The following is a 24405-nucleotide window of genomic DNA, read 5'->3' as shown; positions in this document are numbered from 1 at the left end:
AGGAAGTTTATGATCTATACCAAGCCTAATAGTAAACATCCCCTAACATGAAGGATCAATTTATATTGATATCTATCCTGAAAAACGATTTCTTATTATTTCTGTTATGCCAGATAATAAATTCTCGGAAATACTCTATATTAAGCAAAAAGAAGTTATCAATATTGTTCCAATTACAGAAGTTCATATTAAAAAATGGTTTAGGCCAGCTTAAAATATGCTACTGTTTTTTAGACAAAATAATCCAACAGAAGGCCTCCTGATATGCAAAATTTTAGAGCCTCGTTTTTTCATTAACTCAACTAATTAGATAATTTATGTTTAATAACGACTTATAGAATATGGATTCAGCCTTTAGAGTTTACAGTGCTAATCATGGTTACTTTAGTGAAAGCATAGCAGCCACTGACATCAAAAGCAGCTCTCATGCCCGTAAACTTGCGCCCTTTGTTGACGACAATAATCAGCTTGTCTATTGGGTACGCTGGGGTAAGCGGAAAGCTGACGGAAAGACTATTAGAGCGCACTTTAGAAGCTATCCGAAACACACTACCCACTCCCTAAAAAAACAACTCCATGATGAAATTTCTTCCCGCCAGAGTGAATCCAGCGAAAGTTCAAAACACAAGGCGGCCAAGTTAGCAGTTCAAGCGGCTTTACAAGCATTGATTGATTCAGGAAAACATTTGCCTTGGTCAATTATTGATCCAGAAATTTCCGATTTTCCGATGACCGGTGATTTACTGGCCAATGTCGCTTCTATTGAAGTGGAGCACTCTCTTAAAACACCATTCGACAATCAAGAATACAGGCTGGATGTAGCAATCTTAGGAAGAACAATAAAAAACCATCCCATTGTTTTAGCCGGCATTGAAATTGAGTTTACCCATACCTTCGATTTCAGCAAGGCACTTATTTGCAAAAGCCTCGGATTTCCTCTGGTAAGCCTCAACATAACCGAATTAGAAGAAAGTGAAATCACACAGGAGTGGGCGAAAAAAGCCCTGATGGAAACGACTCATAACAGCTCGGACGGACTTAGACGAAACTACTTCTATATCCACCCCTTACTCTCCACTGTTTACCTAGATTTACCCAAAAATCCTCATTATGAATCGCGTCATCAGTATGTGATTTTCTGCCCTCAAGAGGATGAACTCTATAAATGGATCATTCTTTTAAGATCAGAACTAGGTTTAACGGATAAAGTGGACATTCATCCTGTTAAGGCAAAAAACAGCCAATTAAAAATGCAGGTTGAAAATGCAGGAGAACTCGCCGGAGAAGAATGGTCAAACCATAATCCAAACGGCTATATTCAGCTTAGTATTGATAAGCCAATTGGGAAATGCGGCGATTTGTACCTATATCATTTGATTTTGGCCAAGCTATGCAATTCTGTTTTTGACTGTTTGGTTGGTTACAAGTATCAAACAGGCGAACGTCATTACAAGGGTGATCCACCAATGTGGAAATTACCTAAATTTGATGAAAATCGGAACCTAGTCTCCAAGAAGAATCTAGCCGCGAAAAGAGTAAGTGAACCAGTACGTCAGATACTCTCTAAAGTCGATGATTTAAATCGTTAATTGGTGCAATAATATTGCCATTCCAGTAACCAAACCAATTTGTTCGGATTCCAATGATTACAAGGAAAACAGGTCTCCTTGGAAGCTTTCTATGCCATTCTTCTAAATCAATGCTTGAAGGGCTAGCAGAGACTTCTGGATGGGAGTGCCACTCTCCAACATAAGAAACAATTCCATCTGATTTATTCCAAACGCTAACGGCCTTATTGATATGTCCTAATGAACACCTTTCAAACCGATAACGGCTTCGTGTATCGTCTGGCTGAGGAATAGTATAATCAGTAATTTCAATATTTTTTCCTCTCATTGACCCTAATAGAATTCCACCGGATTCGGGTAAAAGAGCTGTACTTTGTCTGTATTTTTCCAATTCCAAAAGCAAGCGCTGGGGAAAAACTACTAACCCATCTTGCGTACTAAAAACTAAATCTGACAACAGGGACACCCTTTAGATTTTTTTACATCGCGTGAACGTAAATTTCTCACATCGCTTCCAACTGTGATATTTGAAAATCTTGGCTGTGAAAACCCTCCTATAAAAGATATAGCTTTACTTAATCCAAGCCCCGCAGCAGTCATAGAAACATCAGCAGAGAACTCAAAAAATGAAGAGCCTGCACAACTTCTTCGAATAGCTTTTGGATTGGCATCTTCCTTAAATGGTTTAAGTTCAGTTATATAATGTATGCAGTGATAACACGCCGCATTATCGTCATCAATTAATGCCCGCGCTACCTGTCCTGCGGCATCAATCCATACGTGTATTAAAGCAGCTGATCGAGATTGCTTATTTGATTTATGCCATTGATGACTCAACAAAGTCGAGAAGTTTCTATTACCCGTAGCATCCATGACTAAATCAACCGTGCCACCAGTATTTATGTTTTTGTAATCAAACTCACTAAACGCTTCTAAGTTTGCTTGAGAATAATGATAGTCTGAACCAATAAAATGACATATAGCTTCTGATTTATTCTGTAATAAATACCTTGTACCTAATATATGGCGACCAATATTACCGCTTGTGAGAACATCAGAGTCATAAATATGTAGATAACCACCGCCAAACCCAGCTCCGTTTTGGACTAACAAATGGGCAAGGTATCCCCCAATAGTTCCGGCACCAATTAATACTATTTTTTTACCAATTAAACTCGCTTCAGCATTGCGTCCCAAGATGAAATCAGAACTAGAATCCTCAACATAAATTCTCTCGAAATTTTCGAACGACTTTTTAGACTTTAATAAAGCTTCAAGGGCTGAATGAGATGACTTTCTCCTAATACATTCATCTATCGCTGTAGCTCGGTTTTTTGACTTCTTTAGTTTTATACCAATAATGTGTTCGCCTGAAAAACGAAAAAAAATGCTCAACCTTAGTTTTTGAAAATTTTTTCTTATTAAGAAAAACAATTTTCCATAGGCACTTGGGTCAATACTTTTATACCATCTTAAAAACTCTGAGAAATTATCAGGTGGCCAGAGTTCTCCAGGCGAAATTAATGGCATTTTATTAGATTCAATATAAATTGCATTTTCCGGCCCCTCAATACTATTGGGGTCAACAAACTCTGCTAAATTAGAAAACCACGACGACTTGGCTTCAATATCGTTTTTCGGCAAGTAAACTAAAAGTTTTTTAGCATTTCTTCCATCGGGCAATTGATCTCTTTCATATGTATAAACATGACCAATTTCCGCTCTAGATGCAAGGATTCCAATTGAACCGGCCGAATTCCAATATGCACTGAATTCATAAGCATGCTCTTCTGCATGCTCGTTAGCACTGCGATCAATAGTATCTCTAAAAGTCTTATGTAGTTGTTCTATAATCTGGATAGTAGAAGCTTTTAAATCAAAAGGGTCTAAGAAAACCCCTTCAACGTCCAAATAACAAATTCTGTTATTTGCCTCAAAATGAGGCATTCTTTCAGGTACTTGATCAGGCAATTTTATTATCACAACCTGCGGTGGCTTTATAAAATCAACTTGACCTTCATCAAACCTCATCTCATGGACAAAACGATGCCCTAAGTATTCATATACACCTCTATAACGGTGTTTATTAATTTTTGTATCAAAGAATAAATCGACATATTTATAAATCTTTAATACTTCATGAATATCTTTGTTAATCATCCTGAAACTAAGTTCTTCTCCATATCCTTAGAAGGATGGCTAAATTTTAAAGCTACTTCAGCTCTGACTTGTTCGGCTGCGACATCGCTATTAATTGAGATTAACTCAGGTGTATTGGGAACTCTATCACCAAATGCTTCAATTAACCTATTTACGGCATCCTGCTCATTGGTGGCACTCTCTAAAGCACAACAAACACAAAATTGAAGATTCAGTGCATCATCTTTTAATTTATTTTTATCTTCCTCAGAATTATGAGGTTTTGGATAAAGCTGTTCACCATTGACGGGAAGAGTAACTTTGTCGAGCTGAGAAGATAAGTTTTCAACAACGCTTTTCAGTGCTTCAGACAGGGTATCAAAAGGACCATGATTTTTAAATGTATCTACAGTACAGGCCATTAGCGCAATAGATGAAATGGAGCCATTATCCCAATGATAATCACGCCAAGCCTTTAAAAATCGACTCACTGTTTTTATATGTTGACCATGTTCTGAAACCTCAATCTTGAACCAATCACTAACCTCTCGAGGATCCGATTGTTTCCAATGCTCTTCATTTCTTACAGCTAGATAAACTTCATCAGGATTTAAAACAACTTGCCTTGCAGAGTCATACGCTTCCATTTTCTCAGAAAGCGCAACGGATTCGAGTGTTACGAACTTTTCTTCTGGAATCGCATACAGTGGAACATCAATATGAACTAAATCATCAACAACTATTCTAGAACATGTATTTTTAGTGCAATCGTGCTTCCAACCATTATCAGAACATAATTTACGAAGTGCACTATCTACAATCTTGAAAAAAGCATCTTTTGCAACAACAGGCTGCCCTTCAAAAACTTTCATTGGTAAATAAACACCATCGTCTATGTCTATTTGCTGCGGAGGGGTTTTTGCGGGTTGGTTTAAAGTTCCATAACTCATTGAACCTTGAGTCCAAAACCTTGGTGTCAAAGTTTTCAAAACCTGAATAGTTACATCTTCCCTATCTGTTGTTCCAGAGAAATCAATCTCCGTAATCATGGATAAAGCAGCATAATTTTTACTTTTAAGAGCGAGCTTTACCTCTGAGAACTCCTGCTTTACTGCTGTTCTTACCATTGTTTTATATTCTTGCAGCCTTTGCATATTTTCTTCATCAACAGAAATCCCATTTAAAAAGCTAATTTTTCGACCCGCTAACAGTTTGTCTGCATTGAACTTTAATGCCATGGTTATACCCCTCCGTTATCCATGATTGTTCTATCACCTAAATAATCAAATATTTTTTGCTTTTCTAACACCTGCATCATGTTTGATGCTGCATGAATTCCATTAGACTCTAGAATCTCCAGAGCGCTTGATGAAGCCTTATCTAAATCAATATTTTTTACTTGTTGCTCGTTTGGTTTTGCTTCAATTTCAATAAACCTGTCACCAATAATCTGCTTAGACATGAAGTTTTGCATTGCCTCATTAGCAGACATCGTTAATGAGATTAAGTTTTTTCCTCCCCTCCAAGTACCAATATACCCGCCAGAGGAACTTAAATTTTGATCTATAGAAAATCCTGAGCTCATTGTGCCAATGGATAAAACATGAATATTCTTGTACTCCACACCTAAACGATTAATAGCTTCATGAACTCCCATAAGCGCAGGCGAATTTGCAATCAAACCGCCATCAGCATACCGAGCTCCTTCCATTTTGTGCAAAGGAAAATATGTTGGGGCTGCACTTGTTGCTAATGCCACGTCAACCAATTTATATCGTTGATCTATTGTGAAATCTGGTAAGAAATTAGTTTTAAATGCTTTTGGATAGCCAGTGGTAGTATTAATAGCAGGTATTATTAAAGGTACTTTCAAATCAGCTATGGTGGCATCACCAAAAATTTCTACTAGAAGTGTTTTTAATGGCTCAGGGTCATATAAAGGGGCATAAAATCGACGAATAAAATTTCTAATAGTATTTCTAGGGGGAAAAATATTTGGCCCTGTGATTTTCAAGTGCTCTAATAATTCATTAGGTCTTAACCCATATGCCAGTCCTAGTGCAAGAATACCTCCAATAGATGTACCACAAATCATATCGAAGTGATCAATAACTGTTTTTCCTTCTTTACAGTATTTCCTTTCTAGCTCTTCAAGAACTTTAGCGGTAAAAACACCTTTTATACCGCCTCCATTCAAAGACAATATCTGAAATCTGCAATTGTTATTTATCATCTTTTCACCTGATCTTTCGATATTAAATCCAACATTTTTTATAGGTTCAAGATACATGAGTAATCGTAAAACTCAAAGAATCAATAAACACTTTCAACTCCGATTCTTCATAATCATAATCCTGAAACCCACCGGTCATTTCATTCAGAAGAAAGTCTAGTTTTTCCGGCTTGGAAAAAAGTGCATCATTCAGATAATCAAAGACTTCTTGATTTAACTGGATTGCTGCATCACGCCCTAAAATCGAAGCTGAAGCACGCTGTTCATCCCACCCTTGAGCTTCCATATCGCCTTCTTCATAAATACGATCAAATATCGTTGGAATTTTGGAATAAGTCCGCATCAAATAGCGAATATCTTTAGCGTCTTTTGAACGAATAGCAGGCTCTCTTTCCAGCCAAGAAATAAGTTTTAAAAAAGCCATACTAGCAGGTGCAGCAACCTTTATCGAAAATTGATTATCACTATCCCCTAACTGAACAGTTAAAGAATGCTCAAAAGCTTCATCAAATCCTAAAACAGACATCTCAATGGATTCATCTGGCGGCCACTTAATACAGCCATTTTCGTCAGCAAGCTCACCAAAGGGCACTATATCAACTTCCCAACGAATCCCATCTTCGTCATTCAAAAAGAAACGGTGTGCCAGTTTATCAGCCTTGGTAAACCCCTTTTCAATCAAGCCTGCTGACAAATCCTGAAATGCTTTCCAGTCTTTTACTTGCACCGCAAAATCAACATCACGAGTACCACGCTCTAGTCTTGCATCAAACCCATGAACTAACACTAAGTCTCTGGCCATTGCACCTACAACCAATGCTTCCAATTGAAGCTCTCCGGCAGCATCAAATACCTCACGGTAAATCTTCACTATACCTGAAGGCAATTTTCCAGTTACATCAATCAAGGTACTGTTCATAAATTCGCTTCGCTGTATCCAAGTTACGTGCATCTTTAGAGTGAATCAAATCGGCATACACCAATAAAGGCGGAGCCAAATCCCCTTCTCCACTTGCTGTACCCTCTGCCCAAAACGGTTCGATTAAATCAATACAAATCCCTTCATCATTGGCTTTGCGTTTTTTTAACCTTGCTGATTTCAGAAGAGAAGTCTTTTGCAGTTCGGGAATAAAAACGATCGCATCTTTCGCCTGCAAGTAATTGGTATAGGTCTCGGCGGCAATTTCACCACCCCACAAACCTTCAAAATTGGTTATATCGACCTCCGTCCACCATTTTGGATTTTCAGTCGTAAAACGCCCCAAAAAATGTTTCTGCTTTAATAGAGGATATTCCTCAACCCATCGTTGTAATAACCCTTTTCTGTCTTTAAAGATTCTTTCTTTACCGGTCATTTGGATATATCCATGATAAGTAAGGTCTTCCAATACTCCACCAACACTTCCCAAAGCAACACCAGCCTTCTCTGCTATTTCTCGGTAAGCTTTATGGATTAAGCTTGGATTCTGCAAAAGAGCAAAAACCACCTTCAAACCTGCATATTGGAACGCACGGCCTTTTTTGATTACCGTCGCTTCACTGGTCGGCTTATTACCTTTGATAAAAACATAAAGCGGCAGCTTTTGAATAAACACATTACCCGCTGCATCAAGACAGAAGACTTTTGCCTCTCTCAATTTCTCCATTAAATTCGGATTGATATATGGGGCTACCAATATTTTTAGTGCTCCATAGTTCTCTTGGGACATTTCGTAAATGACTGATGCAAGATTTTGCTGTGTTAATGTCGATTTTACATAGGCTTCAAAAGGCTCTCTTACCCCTTCTACAATTAAGAACATAGAATCCTTTGCAGAATTTTTATTGTCTGGATAGATTGATAGACCAGTTTGCTTACCAAAAGCAGTAACAGCCGCATCAATCAATTTTGCATTTTTTAGCACTGCACTCATCATCATTCCTAAAACACGTCTTGTTCAAGATAATAACATGTTCATTTTTATTGAACAATAAAAAATAATGAACAAGCACTTAGGTAAGTATATCCTCAGTATACAAAACTAGTTTTAAAGCCTTACTACCATACTTCAGGTTTTCCATCGCAAGTTGCAATAAGAACACACTTCTTTCAGGAGGTACTTTTTCCAGCTGACAGAAACGAGCTACCGTTTGCACCAATCTTAAGCGATGGTGAAATTCGCTATGCGTAGCTTGAATAGAACCTTCACGTCTCCTATAGACATAATTAACTGCTGGAAAAACAGTTCGGCTATAGCCATTGTTTAATAGCTGAAGCACCAACAAAACGTCACCATATACATTAGAGTCTAATGACATCGGATGTTTAAGTAGTATCTCACGCTTAACCACAATGGCATTACAGACCGAGCGTGGAGCTAGAATCAACTCTTCAATTGTTAACCCAACTGCTGGCTTCACCCTATCCAAACGACCAAAGCAAACATCTGTTTCCATAGTCGTTGGCAGAGCTAATAACTGGTCATCTGAGTCCACACGACAAATGTAATCACCCTGCGCTTCCTGCACTCCTAAATTAAAAGGTGTTCCGTCATAACCAGATTGATATTCTGTTTTTAGATAACGAAAACCACTAGATTTTGCATAATCAACCAGTTCATCTTCTGTAGAACAATCATCCACTAAAAGCACTTCAAATGGATTGAGCTTTTTTAAAGCCTCAACACATTCTTTGAAGTAGTCTAATGGCGGGTTATAGAAGGGAACTACAACAGATATTTTTAACATAAAAACGTCTTTATAAACTTATAAGCCATTTCTCTTTTAGCTAAATTTGCCAACCGGAAGTAACAATTTGCATCATCTGTTCATTGTTACGAATGTCGTTGTTATCTGGTTTCCAGATACCTTTTTCACTTGCAAACGCACTCATCTGTTGCACAATTAAATCAATATCAGCGTTTGTCATGTAGCTCCCATCATTCAACTCAATGCGTTCAATCTGATTGTCGTCTTTGGATTGACCAGCAATCGTCACGCTATCAGTATCGCTATATTGGAGATAAAGACGGGCGTTTTGCATGAAGAAACTAATATCTTCTTTTCCTACACCTTCTCCAAACTGAATCGTATCAAAACCTCCTGTATCACGAATTAGATCTATACCGTCTCCTTTAGTGAAACCATAAACATCATCGCCGTTACCGCCTTTTAAGATGTCTTGACCTGTGCCACCGACAAGAAGGTCGTTCCCATTTTGAGCATATAACTGATCATTACCCGAACCGCCAACGAGTGTATCGCTACCTTGACCTCCGTATAGGTAGTCAGCCTGATTATCACCATAAAGATTGTCATCACCAGAGTCACCATATATATAGTCTCTACCATTACCGCCGATAATAGTATCGTTTCCGCCAAAACCACTAATATCATCAGAACCCGAACTACCTAATAAAACATCTGATTGATTACCACCAAATATCCAATCACTATACGATGAACCATCAATGAGATTATTTACCCCATCATCACCAAATGTCCACCAATCCCAGGGAGTCATCTGTGTGATAACGTCTTTAGCTAGGCTAATGCTCCCCTGATCAGTAACAATCTCTTCAACACCCGATAGTACATCAACAAAATAGTTACTTAAGGTAACGGTTGCTTCATCTCTTACTCGAATCGATAAGGCATCCCCTTGGCGGCTAAATTGAAGATCTCTTTTTTCAACACCATTCATAACAAGGGTATCACCGCCACTATTATCATTGATGATCAAGTCTTGACCTTCATACTGATAACCTTCAACCGTAAAGTTTAAAGTTGTTGTTACGTTGCCACCATTACCATCGTCAATCATAATTACAGCACTGTCATCACCATTAAATGATGCATCGGCACGATAATTCCAATAACCATTTTCATCAATCACAAGCGAACCATTTTCTGGAGAACCTTGTACCGAATAAAGCAAACTATCTCCGTCAACATCGCTGGCTTCGATTCTACCACCCACATCTCGGATGTTAGTCAACGTAAAGCTCTCACTCTCGGTTGTCACAATTGGTGCATCATTCACCGCCTCAATTGAAAAACTTAAGTTTGAAGATGAGCTTAATCCATATTCATTAGTTACTTTAATCGTAACAGTATCTTCTCCGTTATAGTTTGCCGAAGGAGTGTAATTCCAGTGACCAGAATTATCGAACATTAGCTCACCATGTTCAGAGCCTGAAACCAACTGAAAGGTGAGTTCACCGCCAATAGGATTAATTACATTGAAAACACCATCTGTAGTGCCATCTTCTTCGAGAAAAATCGAACTATTCGCCAAGCTTGGTGAAGAGACATTAATATCAAAATTCAACGTTTTCGTGACTGTTCCACCTAAACCATCATCTACCGTGATAACCGCAGAATCTTGACCAAGATAAAGTGCATTGGCTTGATAGTTCCAATTCCCTTCAGAATCGAGACTTATAACACCATTAACCGCTTGTTCTGTAACGACATAACTTAATAAATCACCTTCTACATCAAAAGCATTCACTTTGCCTTGTGATGAGCGAACATCTTGAAGCAATACTGTTTCTTGGTCATTATCTAAAACAGGTGCGTCATTCACCGATTCAATATTAAAATTGAGTGTTGAAGTCGCACTTAAACCATACTCATTTGTCACCTTAATTGATATTGAGTCTGAACCGTTATAGTTATCGTTTGGTGTGTATTCCCAATTACCTACACTATCCAATGTTAACGCTCCATTAGCAGAGCTAGAAACTAATTCATAACTTAAATCTCCACCCACTGGATTGACGACATTAAAAGCACCGCTAGCTTGATTATCCTCAAGTAACATCACCTCATTATCATCAAATACTGGTGTTGAGACACTAACATCAAAATTCAGTGTTTGAGTAACAAAACCTCCTTGACCATCATCCACAGTGACAACAGCTAAATCTTGACCTATGTAAAGATCATCCGCTTGATAATGCCACTGGCCTTCCGTATCAATCGTTAAAGAACCATTTAAAGCTTGTGTGGAAACTGAATAATTTAGAGCATCTCCATCCACATCAGATACGCTAACAACCCCATTCTGTGAACGAATATTTTGAAGAAGGATAGACTCAGCAGAGTTATTTACTGTTGGAGCATCATTCACCGACTCAACATCAAAAGACAATACTTCAGTATCGGTTTGTCCTTTTGCATTGGTTACTTTTACAGTAACAGAATCCTGTCCGTTAAAATTTTCATTAGGAGTATAGGTATATTGACCATTTTCATCTATTGAGAAACTCGCAAACTCAGAACTATTCTCCACTTCGTAGATAAGTCCATTGGCATTACCGTTCACACTCAATTGACCAGAAAAAGATTCATCTTCAAGAAGTGATACCGAAACCGAATTAATATCAGGGACATCGTTATGATTTAACTGAATTAGTTCACCAGAATACAGTTCAATCTGTTCAATTTGAAATCCAGCAATAAATTGACCTTCAATACGAATCAAGTCACTCAATTCAGAAATAGACTTGCCTTCTTCTGTGATGCCTATCAACAAGTCATAACCATCTTGCTCAATAATGACATCTTCTTGTGTAATGCCCTCTCCAAACACCAAACGGTCATATCCAGAAAAATCTTGAATCAGATCTTTACCATCGCCACGACTATAAAGGTAGTAATCATTACCTGACTCACTGTATAAAGTGTCATCGCCTAAACCACCTTCAAGGGTGTCATTCCCAGAGCCAGCTAACAGATAATCATCACCAGACAAACCTCTTAAGTAATCATTACCGGCCAGACCTTCTAGCTTTTCCTCTCCCTCAGCACCATAAAGTACATCAGCAAAGTCTCCGCCCGCAAGCTCGCCATTCGTATCTAAAACTCGAGCATTTAATCCTTGAGATTCGGCGAGTGAAGTATATTGTTCATACAACGATTCACGGCTAAGAACTGAACCATCAGCAAACTCAAACGTCTCGATAGCACCGCTATCCTCAAACCAGTCATGAATTGCAATTTTATCTGTAACGTCATAAATGGATGATGCATCATCCGCACTTTCTTTAACACCAATAATCAAACCATTGTTGGTTTTATCCCAACGCACAATCAGTTGTTCTGGGGTAATATTTTCACCAAAGACTAATCTATCTGAGCCGTCACCATTATCGTTAATAGTAACTACGCCATCTCCAGAATTGAAAACATAGGTATCATCTCCGTCTTCACCAGATAGCAATTGACCATAAAATTTTGTAGATAAGGTATCGTTATTGGTAATGGTATCTAGGGCGTTATAAACAAAACCTACATCACGAATAATGCCTGTAGTGCCATCAACTCCCATGTAATTCGTCTCATTTAAAATCGTATTACCATTCTCTTGGCGTTGTTCAAAAGTGATACCGCTATCAGAATCAAGATAAATTGCAGTGACTTCACTCAATTGAATATTGGTCAACTCACCCGCTTCAGATTTACCATTTTGGTTATAATCTTGCCACAAAGATAAGTTCCCGAAGAGAACATCTTGACTATCAATGACACGGTCTCCATTGCTGTCATATTGTTCCAATGCTTCATAACCATTTTTCGCTCGTGAACCATCCGCTAATAGGGTGAAATCACCAAAGATTTCAGTTCCATCACTGATTTTTCCATCAAAATTCAAATCAGCAACAAGCTGAGCATCACCCTCTTCTTGCCAAGCAGTATGCTCACGATTGCCATCTCCATCATAATCAAAATAGGCATTTGACTCGTCAATAGAAATTGAGGTAGTACCATTGCCGTTCAGATCTAAAACTAAAGGGGTCAAAAGTGTTTGATGATTCTCAAACGTCAACGTTTGCTCTAAAACTCCACCATGACCGTCATTAACAGTAATTGTGAACTCATCATAGAAGTCGTAGTTTGAGCCTGCTATATAAGACCATGACCCATCTTGGTTAAGACTAAAATCGCCATCCAACACCGAGTCAACTTCAGTTGCTAAATCCCAACTGAAACTTAATGTATCACCATCAGGGTCATGAATATAATCAAAATTCCTTGAAAGAGTTTCGCCTGACCAAAGTATAAAATCGGTTTGAGGAGAAACCTCTTGACCAACTTTATTGCCTAATGCATCAAACTGCTGGTAGTAAACGCCATCATCAGCCGTAAAAGAAAGAGCATAGCCCCCATCATTTAACTGCGTAACATCGGCTGAATCAGGAGTCGCTTTCTTAAAATAGTTTGCCTTTCGTTCATCTCCCAACTCATGAAGTTCGCTATCAAATCTTTGTGTAAAGATGTCCGAGGTTCCGCCATAATAGCCATCACTTGATTCCCAAGCAATAACATACTCACCACCATCTAATAAAGTTACATCAACAATATTCAAACTATAGTTATCCGTGTTATTTACGCGATGTTCTTCACCCACTTTTTCAGCCTGAGAATCATGTCTTTGTAAATAAACACCTTCACTTGATCCATCGTCATTTATAGCAACCCATGCAGAAATAAACCCTCCATCTTCTAACGGAATAACCTTGGGTTTACTGGTGTAAATATTCACGACATAATCAAAATTCTGTTCTTGACCAACTAAAAGTCCATCTTGATCATATTTTCTGACATGAAAATGTTTTGTACCGCCGTCAGCTCCAATAAAGGTAACAGCAAAACCTCCATCGGAGAGTCCTACAAATTCACCAATGTATTGGTTGTCATCGGTATCCGTGTGAACGCGCTGCTCAGCACCTACTTTATTACCACTCGAATCAAATACTTGCATGTAAGCACCAGAACCGGAGCCATCCTGATCGTAAGAATTCCAGCCTACGACATAGCCTCCTCCAGCCAATGAGGTAATAACAGGTGAATCTTGATGGTTATCAATATAAGTATTAACTTGCGTTTCACTTCCAGATTTTTGTCCATCATCTGTAAACTGCTGAAGAAATACGCCGTCAAAAGAACCATCTTGACCTCTTGAAGCCCACACAACAACATATCCACCGTCTTCAATAGGGGTAATCATAGGCGCAAACTGGCTATCATCAGTATAGGTATTAACCTGAACCTCTTCACCTACTTTTACACCTGTACTGGTGAATTGCTGTAAATACACACCACTATTAATGCCGTCTTGATTGAATGAAGTCCAGAGACTGACATAGTCACCCGAGGTTAAAGTCACCATATCTTGAATAGTTTGATCATTTTCTAGATAAGTATTAACTTCAATATTTTCACCGACCTTTTCGCTGTTGCTATCAAAAACCTCTAAAAGAACGTCGCTATTCAAGTTATTGTTGCGAAAATACTTTAAATCCCAACCAATGACAAAACCACCATCGGATAGTCCGGTAATTTGAGAATTAGTTGCGTTATAGAAATTAACTGCACGTTTTTCTGGAACATCATTAACGATAACGGGTTCCCGGTTTTGTGATGACTGAACAATCTGCTCAACCTCATCTGCACTCAAAGATGACCCGTCATCAAACACAACAGCTTCAATTCGATACCCATTATTTGCATACCAGTTCTGTACCGTGAGCCTATCCTCACTGGAAATAGCAATAACAAGATCATTCTCCTCCTGCGAGAAAATGACAGAACCTGAATCAATGCCTTCACCGAAACGAATAACATCACTGTCAGTTAAATCTTCCGAGAAATCACTTATAACGTCATATCCGTCTCCTAAATTGAAGATATATCGATCACTACCGACACCACCCTCAAGATAATCGTTATCAACGCCTCCACTTAAGGTGTCATCGCCTTCACCACCAATTAAAGAGTCTTCACCGCTGCCACCCTGCAATTCATCATTACCTGCATTTCCTAGGACCGTATCATCGCCACCTTGGGCAAAAACAATATCGTCACCTGCTAAAGCATCAACATAATCAGCATTATTAGAGTAAATGAGAACATCATTATTTTCGGTTGGTTCAGGAGTCAAATAGTTTGCTATATCCAAGACGGTTCCATCTTGCAGTACAAAGTTTTCAACACGTGTATTTGCCTTAGTCCAGTCTTTCAGTAATAAAGTATCCTGAAGCCCATCAAGGTCTTTGCCTTCTTCTTTGATATAGACTTTTAAGTCTCGTTGATTTTCAGCAATTACAAAAATCAAATCATTTGCACCAATGCCATCACCAAACTGTAAAGTATCATTACCCGCATCATAATATGATGTGTCATCATCTTTTTGACCATAATCATAAACTGTGTCATGACCATCACCACGATTAAACACATAGGTATCATCACCTAAACGACCATAAAGCGAATCATTACCAGACAATCCTTCTAACGTATCGTTTTGGTTAAAACCATAAATCGCATCATTTTCAGAAGAACCGATGTTCGCAATAATATCAGCCATATTCCAAACGGTGCCATCAGCAAAAGAAAATTGCTCAACGGTATAGTAAGCTCGACTGTAATCACGAGAATTTTCTTGGTCATAGGTAGACCATTTTTTAAGCGTAATCTTGTCTGCTAACTGTTCAAAGGTTTTACCTTCTTCACTTAACCCAACAATTAAGTCTTCACCCTGTTGCACCAGAATTATGTCTGCGGAAGAAACTCCTTCTTTAAATTTCAGTGTGTCTTTACCAGTCGTACCCCAGTCATTAAAATTATCTTCAATAACGGTATCTTGGCCATCACCACGACCAAAGAGGTAAGTATCATTACCTTCTGCACCATATAGAGTATCAGTACCTGCATCGCCAGAAACAACATCATCGCCAGAACCGGCATAAAGCTGGTCATCACCGTCATTACCCGCTAATACATCATCTCCACCACCGATATAAATAGTGTCGTTGCCAGCTAAGGCATCAATATTATTGTTTTCATCACCATACTCTAAAGAGTCATCTTGCTCAGTTGGCTCAATAATTAAATCAGCGATTGATATAATATCCTGTCCATCTAAGGCCAAATATTCGACACGGCCATCTATACCTGTAAACCACTCTGTTAAGGTAACTTTATCCGATAATTCCGTAAAAGATTTTCCATCTTCGGCTAAAGCAATAACTAGGTCGTTATCAACTTGTTCAAATAGAACTTCCTCTTGTGTAATACCGCCATTTAAGACAAGTGCATCGACACCCTGAGAATCTATGATTATGTCTTGACCATCACCACGTTGAAACACATAAGTATCATTGCCTTCACCACCATTAAGCGTGTCATTGCCAGCTTGACCAACTAAACGATCACTGCCGTTATAAGCATTAACTACATCATTACCAACACCTGCTTCAATCACTTCAGAGAATTGAGAACCTGCAATAACGTTGTCTTCTGCACCATAAATGTAGTAACGACTGGTAATCCAGTTTTCATCAAAACTCAGCTTTCGATTAATCGCAGTTTTATCTATGGCAAGAATTTCACCATCGGCAAAAGAAATAGATTCAATTCCTCGATTAGCCTCTTGCCAATCACGAATCACTACATAATCTTTAAGTTCTTGATAGGTATCGTGTCCAGCATCAATTTTAATGATCAGGTCTCTACCTTGAATACCAAGAGTGACTTGGTCTAGAGTAATATCTTCAAACTGCAAGATATCGTTTCCAGCATTAATCTGAATATCTTCGTTGTAAACTCCATCATCAATAACGACAGTGAAGTCACCTTTTTTATAGACATAGGTATCATTACCCAAGCCACCGCGCATTTCCGCACCATTTTTACTGAACAAAGTGTCTGGATTTAGATTTAGAATTGTGTAGGCAAGTGCAGCAGAATCAACACTTATATCATTTGTAAACTGAAGAGATTCAATATTGGTTGCTTGATTAAACCAATCGATAATTGTAATTTTGTCAGAAAAGTCAGCAAAGGATTTACCGTTCTCTTGTATGGCAATAATAAGATTAGAACCATCCTGCTTAAAAGCTAAATCTTCATATACAATGCCTTCACCAAAGAAAATTTGGTCTGTGCCAGCTTCATCAGAAATGACATCTTTTCCGTCCCCTCTACTGTAGAAATATGAGTCATTCCCCACACCTCCACTAAGATAGTCATCTCCTTGGCCTCCGGTAATATCATCAGCCCCAGCATTTGCATAAATCCGGTCATTCCCAGAGTTACCCAAAATAACATCATTCTCTTGACCAGTAGAAACATCATCATTACCAGCTAAGCCGTCTATGACTATTGCCTCTTGCTCATAAGAACTTAAAGTATCGTCACCTTCTGATGCTTGCAACAACATATCATTTAACTTGATTTTTGTTCCATCGTTTAAAATGATACTTTCTATTTTGTCATACACATAATTTTTAATGATAACTTTATCTTTTAATGCATCAAAAGCAACACCACTTTCTTTTAATGCAACAATTAAGTCATTTCCAACAAATCTTGCTATTAACTGCTCAACACCAATACCTTCTGCTATCTGTAAAGTATCGTTTGCACTGCTATTAAAAATGGTTTTGACACCATCGGCATGATTAAGAATATAAATATTTTCTTGGCTATCTTGATCAGGTATAACTACATTTTCACCTAAAAACTTTAAAGCCATATCTATTAAATCAACGTTTGTGCCATCATCAAAAACGATGTTTTCAATCGCATTATTTGAATCTTCATAATTCTTAATAGTTATTGAGTCTTCTGTATTTGCAATTTTTATTACTAAATCACTGTCTTGAAGAATAAATAACAAATCTTCTGGTGTAATTCCTATACCAAATTTCAGCGTATCATTTCCTGCATTTGTTTGAAACCTAGAATCTCCTCCCCTAATTTCGTCATGATCATATATTGAATCCTTGCCATCCCCAAGGTTGAAAACATAGGTATCATTACCTCCACCACCTTCAAGCTCGTCATCGCCTTTACCACCGATAATGGTGTCATCCCCTAAACCAATTTTTACTATATCATTGCCCTCCAAAGCATCAAGAGTCATATCTTCATTGCTCGAAAGGTAGGTAATTTGATCATTTCCGCTGGTTATTTGGTTAACCATACTATCAATGTCAACCTGAGTACCATCACTCAAAAGAATATTCTCTATTTTATTTCTGCTATCAAAATAATCTCTTATCGTTACAGCATCTCCTACAATGTCTCCACTTGTGTTTCTAGCAGCAATTTGACCTTCATCATCTTTGACGTAAATAACAATATCTCTTGAACTACTAGAAAAACTTTTTGTTGAGATTTTCACTTCGATATCATCTAAAGCAATACCTTCTCCAAATACTAAAGTATCGATCCCTGCATCTTTTTGTGGCGTAGAACTACCGGTAATTTTTGGATAGGTTGTATACATGCCATGGTACATATTAGTATCTGGTACATAACCATCTCTGTTATCATCAAAAATCGTATTGTTTCCATCACCTCGATTAAAGATATATGTATCATTTCCATCGCCACCGAAGAGGTAGTCAATTCCTACCCCACCATTTAAAATATCTTCACCGTCTCCTGTGTGAATGTCATCATTTCCAACGTTTCCAAAAACATCATCATTTCCATTACCTGTGTGTATAAAATCATGACCTTGTAGCGTGTCTATTGATATATTTTCTTCAAAAAACAGTATATCGTCCCCAGTAGTTGCAACCGTAGCATAACCGTATGCACTTTCAGGGAGTGTAATGTCAACTTCATTTCCATTACTTAAAACAATATGTTCTATTTTATTTTTATCATCACCATAATTTTTAATTGTAATAACATCATTCAACTCACTAAACGGTTTATCTCCCTCCTTGATTCCTATCATCAAGTCTGCACCATAGTATTTTATAACGATATCATCACTGGTAATGCCTTCACCTAAAAGTAAAGAATCATTACCGGCATCCTCTTTTAATGTATTGTGGTAACCAAAGCTATAGTCGTCAAAAATAGTATCCTTGCCATCACCTCGGTTAAAAATATACAGGTCATTACCTCTACCACCTTCAAGAGTGTCATTACCTAGGTCACCTTCAAGTACATCATTTCCACCATTTGTAGAGATAACATCATTACCGTCATTACCATAAATTGAATCATCGGCATCGCTCGTTGTAACAGTGTCATTACCTGCAAGCAAGTCAACATCAACACCTTTATCAATGTAAATCAGCTCATCGTCTTCAATGGTTGGCTTATTTAATAAATCTTGAATGTTAACTCGAACAAAACCGTCCAAGAACACAGATTCGATAGAAGCGTCAGCATTGTTAAAGTTTTGAAGAGTTATTACATCGGCCAATTGATCAAAGGTTTTACCCTCTTCATTAATCGCAATTTGTAAATCAGCCCCTTTAAAACGTGCAACCAAATCGCCAAACTCAACTCCAGCCTCAAACTGCAAAGTATCATGGCCTTCACTGTCAACAACCGTATCTTGTCCATCTCCGCGACCAAAGTAATAGGTATCATTACCAGAACCACCAATCAAGCGATCATCACCTTCAGAACCCGTTAACTTATCATTACCACCACCCGCATTAATAACATCATTACCCGCTTTACCATCAAACGTATCATTACCGGAACTCAACTCAACAACATCAGTGCTATCTGAGGCTTCGTATTGTTCAAATACATCTTGCAGCCTCAGAGTTGAACCATCTGCAAATTCAATAACCTCAAGCCTATTATCAGGCCTCATCCAATCGACCATTAAAACTCGATCAGTCAATTCATCAAATGGCTTATCGGTTTCTTTGATTGCAATAATCAAATCTGCATTACGCTGTAGCTTAACTTCAACATCATCACGGTTTATACCATCACCAAAGACAAGTCGATCAGTACCTCCAATATCACCAATAGTGTCAAAACCATCTCCACGATTAAATAAATAATATTGATTACCAGTGTTTGAAATTACTTTGTCATCACCTTCTTTAAGGTAAACGTGTTGATTAGTCTGGTCATCAGATGTTTTAAGATTAATGACATCGTTTCCAGATGAACCTAAAACGACGTCTCCCAAAACAGAGACCGCTTCTTCTCGTTCAAAATAAGATACTGAGTCACCAATAAGGGTTTCAGCAATTAAAGACTGTAAAATCGAGTTGGTAATACCCGACAAAATTCCATCAACATTAACCTCAAGCTCACCACTTCTTTGATACAAGGTATGAGCTAAATACACTTTTTCATCAGTGGAATATAAGTCACTATTAAGATAATCAATAATCTGAGCAGTAAAGACTTCAGGGTCAGAAACACTGTATTTATTTAATTCTTCGTTATATTCCAAAACAGTAGAAACATCATTAAATACAGACTGTAATGCAAAGCCACTTTCAAGTTGACTTAACATATATTCATAACTTGCCAGTATTGAAGACGATAATCCGGTTGTAGCAGAAACCGAGTCGATATTTCTAAATGAGTTTTCATACTTCTGTTGAATAGCATTGACCGTTTCAAAATCGCCCTCAAAACGGCTATAAACCCAAAGTGTTTTATCATCTTCGAGCATATCAACATCATCAACACTAAAGCGCTCTTTAAACTCATTGATATAAGCGTTATAGCCTGAATAACTATCCATAAAGGCTTGAAAGTTAGTAGCAATATTTAATGGATCAGAAGCAAGTTCTTCAGCTATAGCTCTAAACTCTGGGTCAAGGTTATATTGAATGAGTGCATCATAAACTAAGCCAGAGCCTTTAAACTGTGGTAATAAACGTGTGGAATCATCAATTTCCAGCCCTAGAATATCTCCTATTTCAACTTTTGTATCTTTTTGATCGGCTGCCAATTGAATATCTGCGGCTAATTCACGATTTCCTTGACTATCTGTATAGCGGCTCGCTTCAGTTAATCTATTACCATTTAGATCGATATCCGTAGAGACATAATTTAACCCAATATTCTCAACACCTGCTGCTTGCAAACTTTGAAGTTCACCATCTTGAACCAACCCATCTTGATTTAAATCATTCCAAGTTTGCAGTTGGTTAAAAAGCTCATCTTTACGGTCAATAACATTATCAAAGTTTGAGTCGGCAACTCGTTTAAGCTCATCAAAACCGTTTTCAGAGAGATTGCCAAAAACTTCATCAATGCCATCAATTTGTCCGTTTTCGTTTCTATCATACGCAACAAGGGCATCTTCACTTTTTATCCAACCAACCCTTTCACGAAGTCCGTCACCAGTTATATCAAAATAGGTACCTGAATCTTCAAGAGAGGTGGTAGAGATGACACCATCTTTATTCGTATCTAAAGCAAGCGGATCAAGTCTTTTTTTATCATCATCATCAACAATAGTGCCTTGCCCATTTTCAATTTCTACATCTTCAGGTTTACCGCCTGTAAAGCTGGCTATAGAAGCATCAATAGATATTTCTCTATTAAGCTCCCATTTTTTATTATCTGTCCATGTATAGGTATAGTTTTTTGTTTTTTCTCCAGGTGAGAAAGTAATCGTTTCCCCTTTTACATCTAAGCTTAACTCTTCGCCATCATTCAAAGCCCTTGAAAGCGAGACGTTAAAAGTCATTGTTTCAGAGGCTTCTAGAGCGGAGTTATCTTCTATATTGACTTTGATTTTATTATTTAGCTCAATCCCCAAGCCTTGTTGCTTGTCACTATCCCAGTTTTCAATGGTAAAAGACTGTCCATCTTTAGTAACAGTAAGAGTACTGCCATCTTCTTTATAGGTATAGCCCATATCATCGGTGTATTCGTTTTCAGCATCTTCTTTTTTATTTTTAACGCCGCTTAAATCTTCACCTTTAAAAATGACCTTACCGTCTAAATCATCATCCGTAATTTTATCGCCATCACCCACATAATAAGTGTCAAAACCTGTACCACCGTTTAAAGTATCTACTTCATTATCATCAATAGTTTTATTTGAATCTTGATACCCACCTATTAAAATATCTTTTCCATTTCCACCAACTAAAGTATCTTCTCCTTTTTGGCCTAACAGAATGTCATCTGAATCATCACCATTTAATATATCCTTGCCATAACCACCTTCAATACGGTCTCTACCTTTACCACCACTTATAGTGTCATCACCACCCATTCCATAGAGTTTATCAGCTTGATTTCCTCCTTGAATGTCTTCTCCTAATTCAGAACCGAAAATGACTTTTTTGCTGTCTTCAAAATAGCTATAATTTGATTCTGCGCTTAAATTAAAATCTTCGGTTAAATCGCTGTAAGTTGTATTTATTAACCCTGCACTAATACTTTCATCATAATCCTTACCTTCAATATTAAACTGAATGAGGGTTCTTAACATTTCAGCACGGTCGGTTAAATACTCATCAGTAAGCTGACCTTCCCCTGTTTCTGGATTATATAAATCCAATTCACCATTTTGGTTATGAGAATCGTATAAAGAATCATCGCCTGTAATAGCAAACGGGTTGAGATTGGCTAATGCGTAGCGGTAGGCGATATTGGTTTGGGCGAGTGAAACGAGATTGCCGAAATCCTCAATAATAGAAAAATTGTAAGCTCCTTCAATATATTTTGAAGCACTTTTAATATTAGAGATTACGCTATATAATGCCTCTCTATTAATAAATTCTCCATTGCTATCTATATCGATTGATGAATTTTCTAAAAACAAACTGGATATTGATGAAACAATACTTTCTAATGTCGTTTTATCCTTATTTGAGCTGACTTCAAAAAACCTAGTTAATTCAGGTAAAGCAAAATCAATCGGTGAGTCTTGTAAGTTGGCATCAAGCTGTATCAGTAGGTCATAAACTGCTGCACTATCAGTCATTTGAGAAGAGCCATGCCCGAAGGTATTACCAAATAAATCAGGTTGCTCTATATATAATGCCGTATGTTGCCCAGGTTGAATCAGTCCCCATTCTTGGTTCATGGTCACAAACTCGTACATATCTTCACCAAATACATTAAAAGTATCAGAGGGAATAAATGTATCTGCTCCACCGAGTAGGCTAAAGAGGTTTTGTATATTAAGCTCAGCATTTCCTGTAAGCCCTGGAGTACTACCTGTTGGAAAACCTGCACCATTAACGGTTAATGCCTCTGCACCCACTTCAGGAAAAAGTCTTACAAAACTGCTTGCTAAGTGCCCACCTAATGAATGACCCGTTACCGTTAAACCATTGGCTAAAATTTGCTCTTGTAGGCCTAAACCTAAATCTGATGAGGTTACATAATTAATCGTGTAAACAGCAGTATTATCAAATATCACATCTGGACGACTTTTTAAAGCATCAATCGCCTCTTGTGCTAATTCTCTAATTTGCACATCGTTAGAAGAAAGTTTTAACGTTGCTTCAATATAAGCTTCTGTTTCAGCGGATAAATAATCTAGTTTGGCAATAGAGTAAGCTTGCCCTAGTGGCGAAATAATCCGTTGCCATTCATTGTACATATCCACAATTTGTTTAATGGCAAGCCCATCGGTAACGATGTCGCCTATGTCTGCAGACCATAAATCATCACTCTTAAGACCTTCGGTACCACGAAAAGCTAAAACAAAGCTACCATCTCGATTTTGAAATAACGTAGAGGAATAGCCGCTTTCGGTATTAGGAAGATGACCTTCTGAAACAATATTCCAGCTTTCCAACAATAAATCAGCTTGTTTATCACTAAATGATTCCTCAGGTTCTTCACTTTTGTTTTCAAGAGCTGACTTTATTGCAACTTTTGTTAATTTATTTGGATCAAAATACGCATAACTCGCTTCTGCTAACTGGGTTAATTGAAATACGTTTTCTGCAGTAATCATCTTAGATCTCTCCTAATATAATCTTCAAAGTTGTAATATTCAGATTTTTTTTGTTCTTTGCATCGTTGACCAAATGAAAAGCCAAAGACTTTTTCAATCCATAATGCATTAATATAAAAAACGTGTTTTGCTAAAACTTCCTCAGTTTCAATATCTAAAATTTCTGTCGTAATCTTTCTAATTAAATAGAAAGGGTATGATGATGAATGCACCTCAGCAAGTCGATTTGTTATATAGTAATAGTTAGTATTGGGATTTTTCTTAAAATCTACATACTCTAATTTATTAACTCTTTTACCTTGATCAATGACGAACATAACACGCCAACTAGACCCATCAGGTAGTTCAAAATCGATATATTTTTCTGTTATGTTTTTAGGTTTATTTTCTACCTCCTTAACCCTGGTCTTATACTTCCATGGCAAATCCTCATATTTAAAAGGTTGCATAGCTTCAGGGTGTTCTTTTATCCATTGTTCTGCATCAACATAAATGTGTACTCCGGCATCTTTATTACAGTAATAATTAAATAAAATATATGATGGAATAAGATCCCATAGAACAAGGTTGTACATAACCAGCCCCGTAAATAAACCCCACACCCAACCGCGACGGTTAAAACGACGAGCAACAACGACTGCAATCCGAATAGCAATTAAGGTGATTACAAGATACACAGATATAAAAAAAATAATTGCTATACCTAACACTTTAGATCCCTTCTAATCATTTATTACTACCTCTCTCTAATACTTTCATTTTGATAACGC

General features: G+C 37.6%; 10 protein-coding genes. 1 reads left to right on the top strand and 9 read right to left on the bottom strand.

What is annotated here, in order from left to right; all coding sequences use genetic code 11:
- Positions 1-341: 341 nt before the first annotated feature.
- Entirely contained in the window at positions 342-1589 is a 1248-nt protein-coding gene (locus ACYQ0E_RS01365) for a hypothetical protein (protein ID WP_460186470.1), read from the top strand.
- Here the strand turns inward: ACYQ0E_RS01365 and ACYQ0E_RS01360 are convergent.
- The 9 genes from ACYQ0E_RS01360 to ACYQ0E_RS01320 form a co-directional block, all read right to left on the bottom strand.
- The gene (locus tag ACYQ0E_RS01360; RefSeq protein ID WP_460186469.1) at positions 1564-2025 is read right to left on the bottom strand and encodes a Mov34/MPN/PAD-1 family protein; all 462 of its coding nucleotides are present in this window, start codon (positions 2023-2025) and stop codon (positions 1564-1566) included. The two genes, ACYQ0E_RS01365 and ACYQ0E_RS01360, sit on opposite strands and share 26 nt — an antisense overlap.
- A complete protein-coding gene (locus tag ACYQ0E_RS01355) occupies positions 2013-3728 on the bottom strand; it encodes a ThiF family adenylyltransferase (protein ID WP_460186468.1) in 1716 nt (571 codons plus the stop codon). The genes ACYQ0E_RS01360 and ACYQ0E_RS01355 overlap by 13 nt, the downstream gene beginning before the upstream one ends.
- Positions 3725-4945: a CBASS cGAMP synthase gene (locus tag ACYQ0E_RS01350; protein ID WP_460186467.1), complete on the bottom strand. Its 1221-nt coding sequence runs from the start codon at positions 4943-4945 to the stop codon at positions 3725-3727. The genes ACYQ0E_RS01355 and ACYQ0E_RS01350 overlap by 4 nt, the downstream gene beginning before the upstream one ends.
- Positions 4946-4947: 2 nt before the next feature.
- The gene (locus tag ACYQ0E_RS01345; protein ID WP_460186466.1) at positions 4948-5997 is read right to left on the bottom strand and encodes a CBASS cGAMP-activated phospholipase; all 1050 of its coding nucleotides are present in this window, start codon (positions 5995-5997) and stop codon (positions 4948-4950) included.
- Positions 5987-6859 carry a nucleotidyl transferase AbiEii/AbiGii toxin family protein gene (locus ACYQ0E_RS01340; protein WP_460186465.1) on the bottom strand — a complete coding sequence of 291 codons (873 nt, stop codon included), beginning with the start codon at positions 6857-6859 and terminating at the stop codon, positions 5987-5989. Before ACYQ0E_RS01340 ends, ACYQ0E_RS01345 begins: the two co-directional genes overlap by 11 nt.
- Positions 6840-7853, bottom strand: a complete 1014-nt coding sequence (locus ACYQ0E_RS01335; RefSeq protein ID WP_460186464.1) for a type IV toxin-antitoxin system AbiEi family antitoxin — start codon at positions 7851-7853, stop codon at positions 6840-6842. The genes ACYQ0E_RS01340 and ACYQ0E_RS01335 overlap by 20 nt, the downstream gene beginning before the upstream one ends.
- A 79-nt stretch (positions 7854-7932) precedes the next feature.
- Positions 7933-8667, bottom strand: a complete 735-nt coding sequence (locus ACYQ0E_RS01330) for a glycosyltransferase family 2 protein (protein WP_460186463.1) — start codon at positions 8665-8667, stop codon at positions 7933-7935.
- Between the two features lie 40 nt (positions 8668-8707).
- A complete protein-coding gene (locus tag ACYQ0E_RS01325) occupies positions 8708-23635 on the bottom strand; it encodes a cadherin-like domain-containing protein (protein ID WP_460186462.1) in 14928 nt (4975 codons plus the stop codon).
- Entirely contained in the window at positions 23632-24345 is a 714-nt protein-coding gene (locus ACYQ0E_RS01320; RefSeq protein WP_460186461.1) for a YrzE family protein, read from the bottom strand. The genes ACYQ0E_RS01325 and ACYQ0E_RS01320 overlap by 4 nt, the downstream gene beginning before the upstream one ends.
- Positions 24346-24405: the final 60 nt, after the last annotated feature.

It is taken from the genome of Thiomicrorhabdus hydrogeniphila (assembly GCF_054656895.1).
Note: the sequence above shows the minus strand (reverse complement) of the source record. Positions and strands in the feature narration are given on the sequence as shown.

Coding starts and splice junctions, on each gene's coding strand:
- ACYQ0E_RS01355 (WP_460186468.1), bottom strand. CDS start 3,728: ATGATTAACAAAGATATTCATGAAGTATTAAAGATTTATAAATATGTC.
- ACYQ0E_RS01325 (WP_460186462.1), bottom strand. CDS start 23,635: ATGATTACTGCAGAAAACGTATTTCAATTAACCCAGTTAGCAGAAGCG.
- ACYQ0E_RS01345 (WP_460186466.1), bottom strand. CDS start 5,997: ATGTATCTTGAACCTATAAAAAATGTTGGATTTAATATCGAAAGATCA.
- ACYQ0E_RS01330 (WP_460186463.1), bottom strand. CDS start 8,667: ATGTTAAAAATATCTGTTGTAGTTCCCTTCTATAACCCGCCATTAGAC.
- ACYQ0E_RS01335 (WP_460186464.1), bottom strand. CDS start 7,853: ATGAGTGCAGTGCTAAAAAATGCAAAATTGATTGATGCGGCTGTTACT.
- ACYQ0E_RS01365 (WP_460186470.1), top strand. CDS start 342: ATGGATTCAGCCTTTAGAGTTTACAGTGCTAATCATGGTTACTTTAGT.
- ACYQ0E_RS01340 (WP_460186465.1), bottom strand. CDS start 6,859: ATGAACAGTACCTTGATTGATGTAACTGGAAAATTGCCTTCAGGTATA.
- ACYQ0E_RS01350 (WP_460186467.1), bottom strand. CDS start 4,945: ATGGCATTAAAGTTCAATGCAGACAAACTGTTAGCGGGTCGAAAAATT.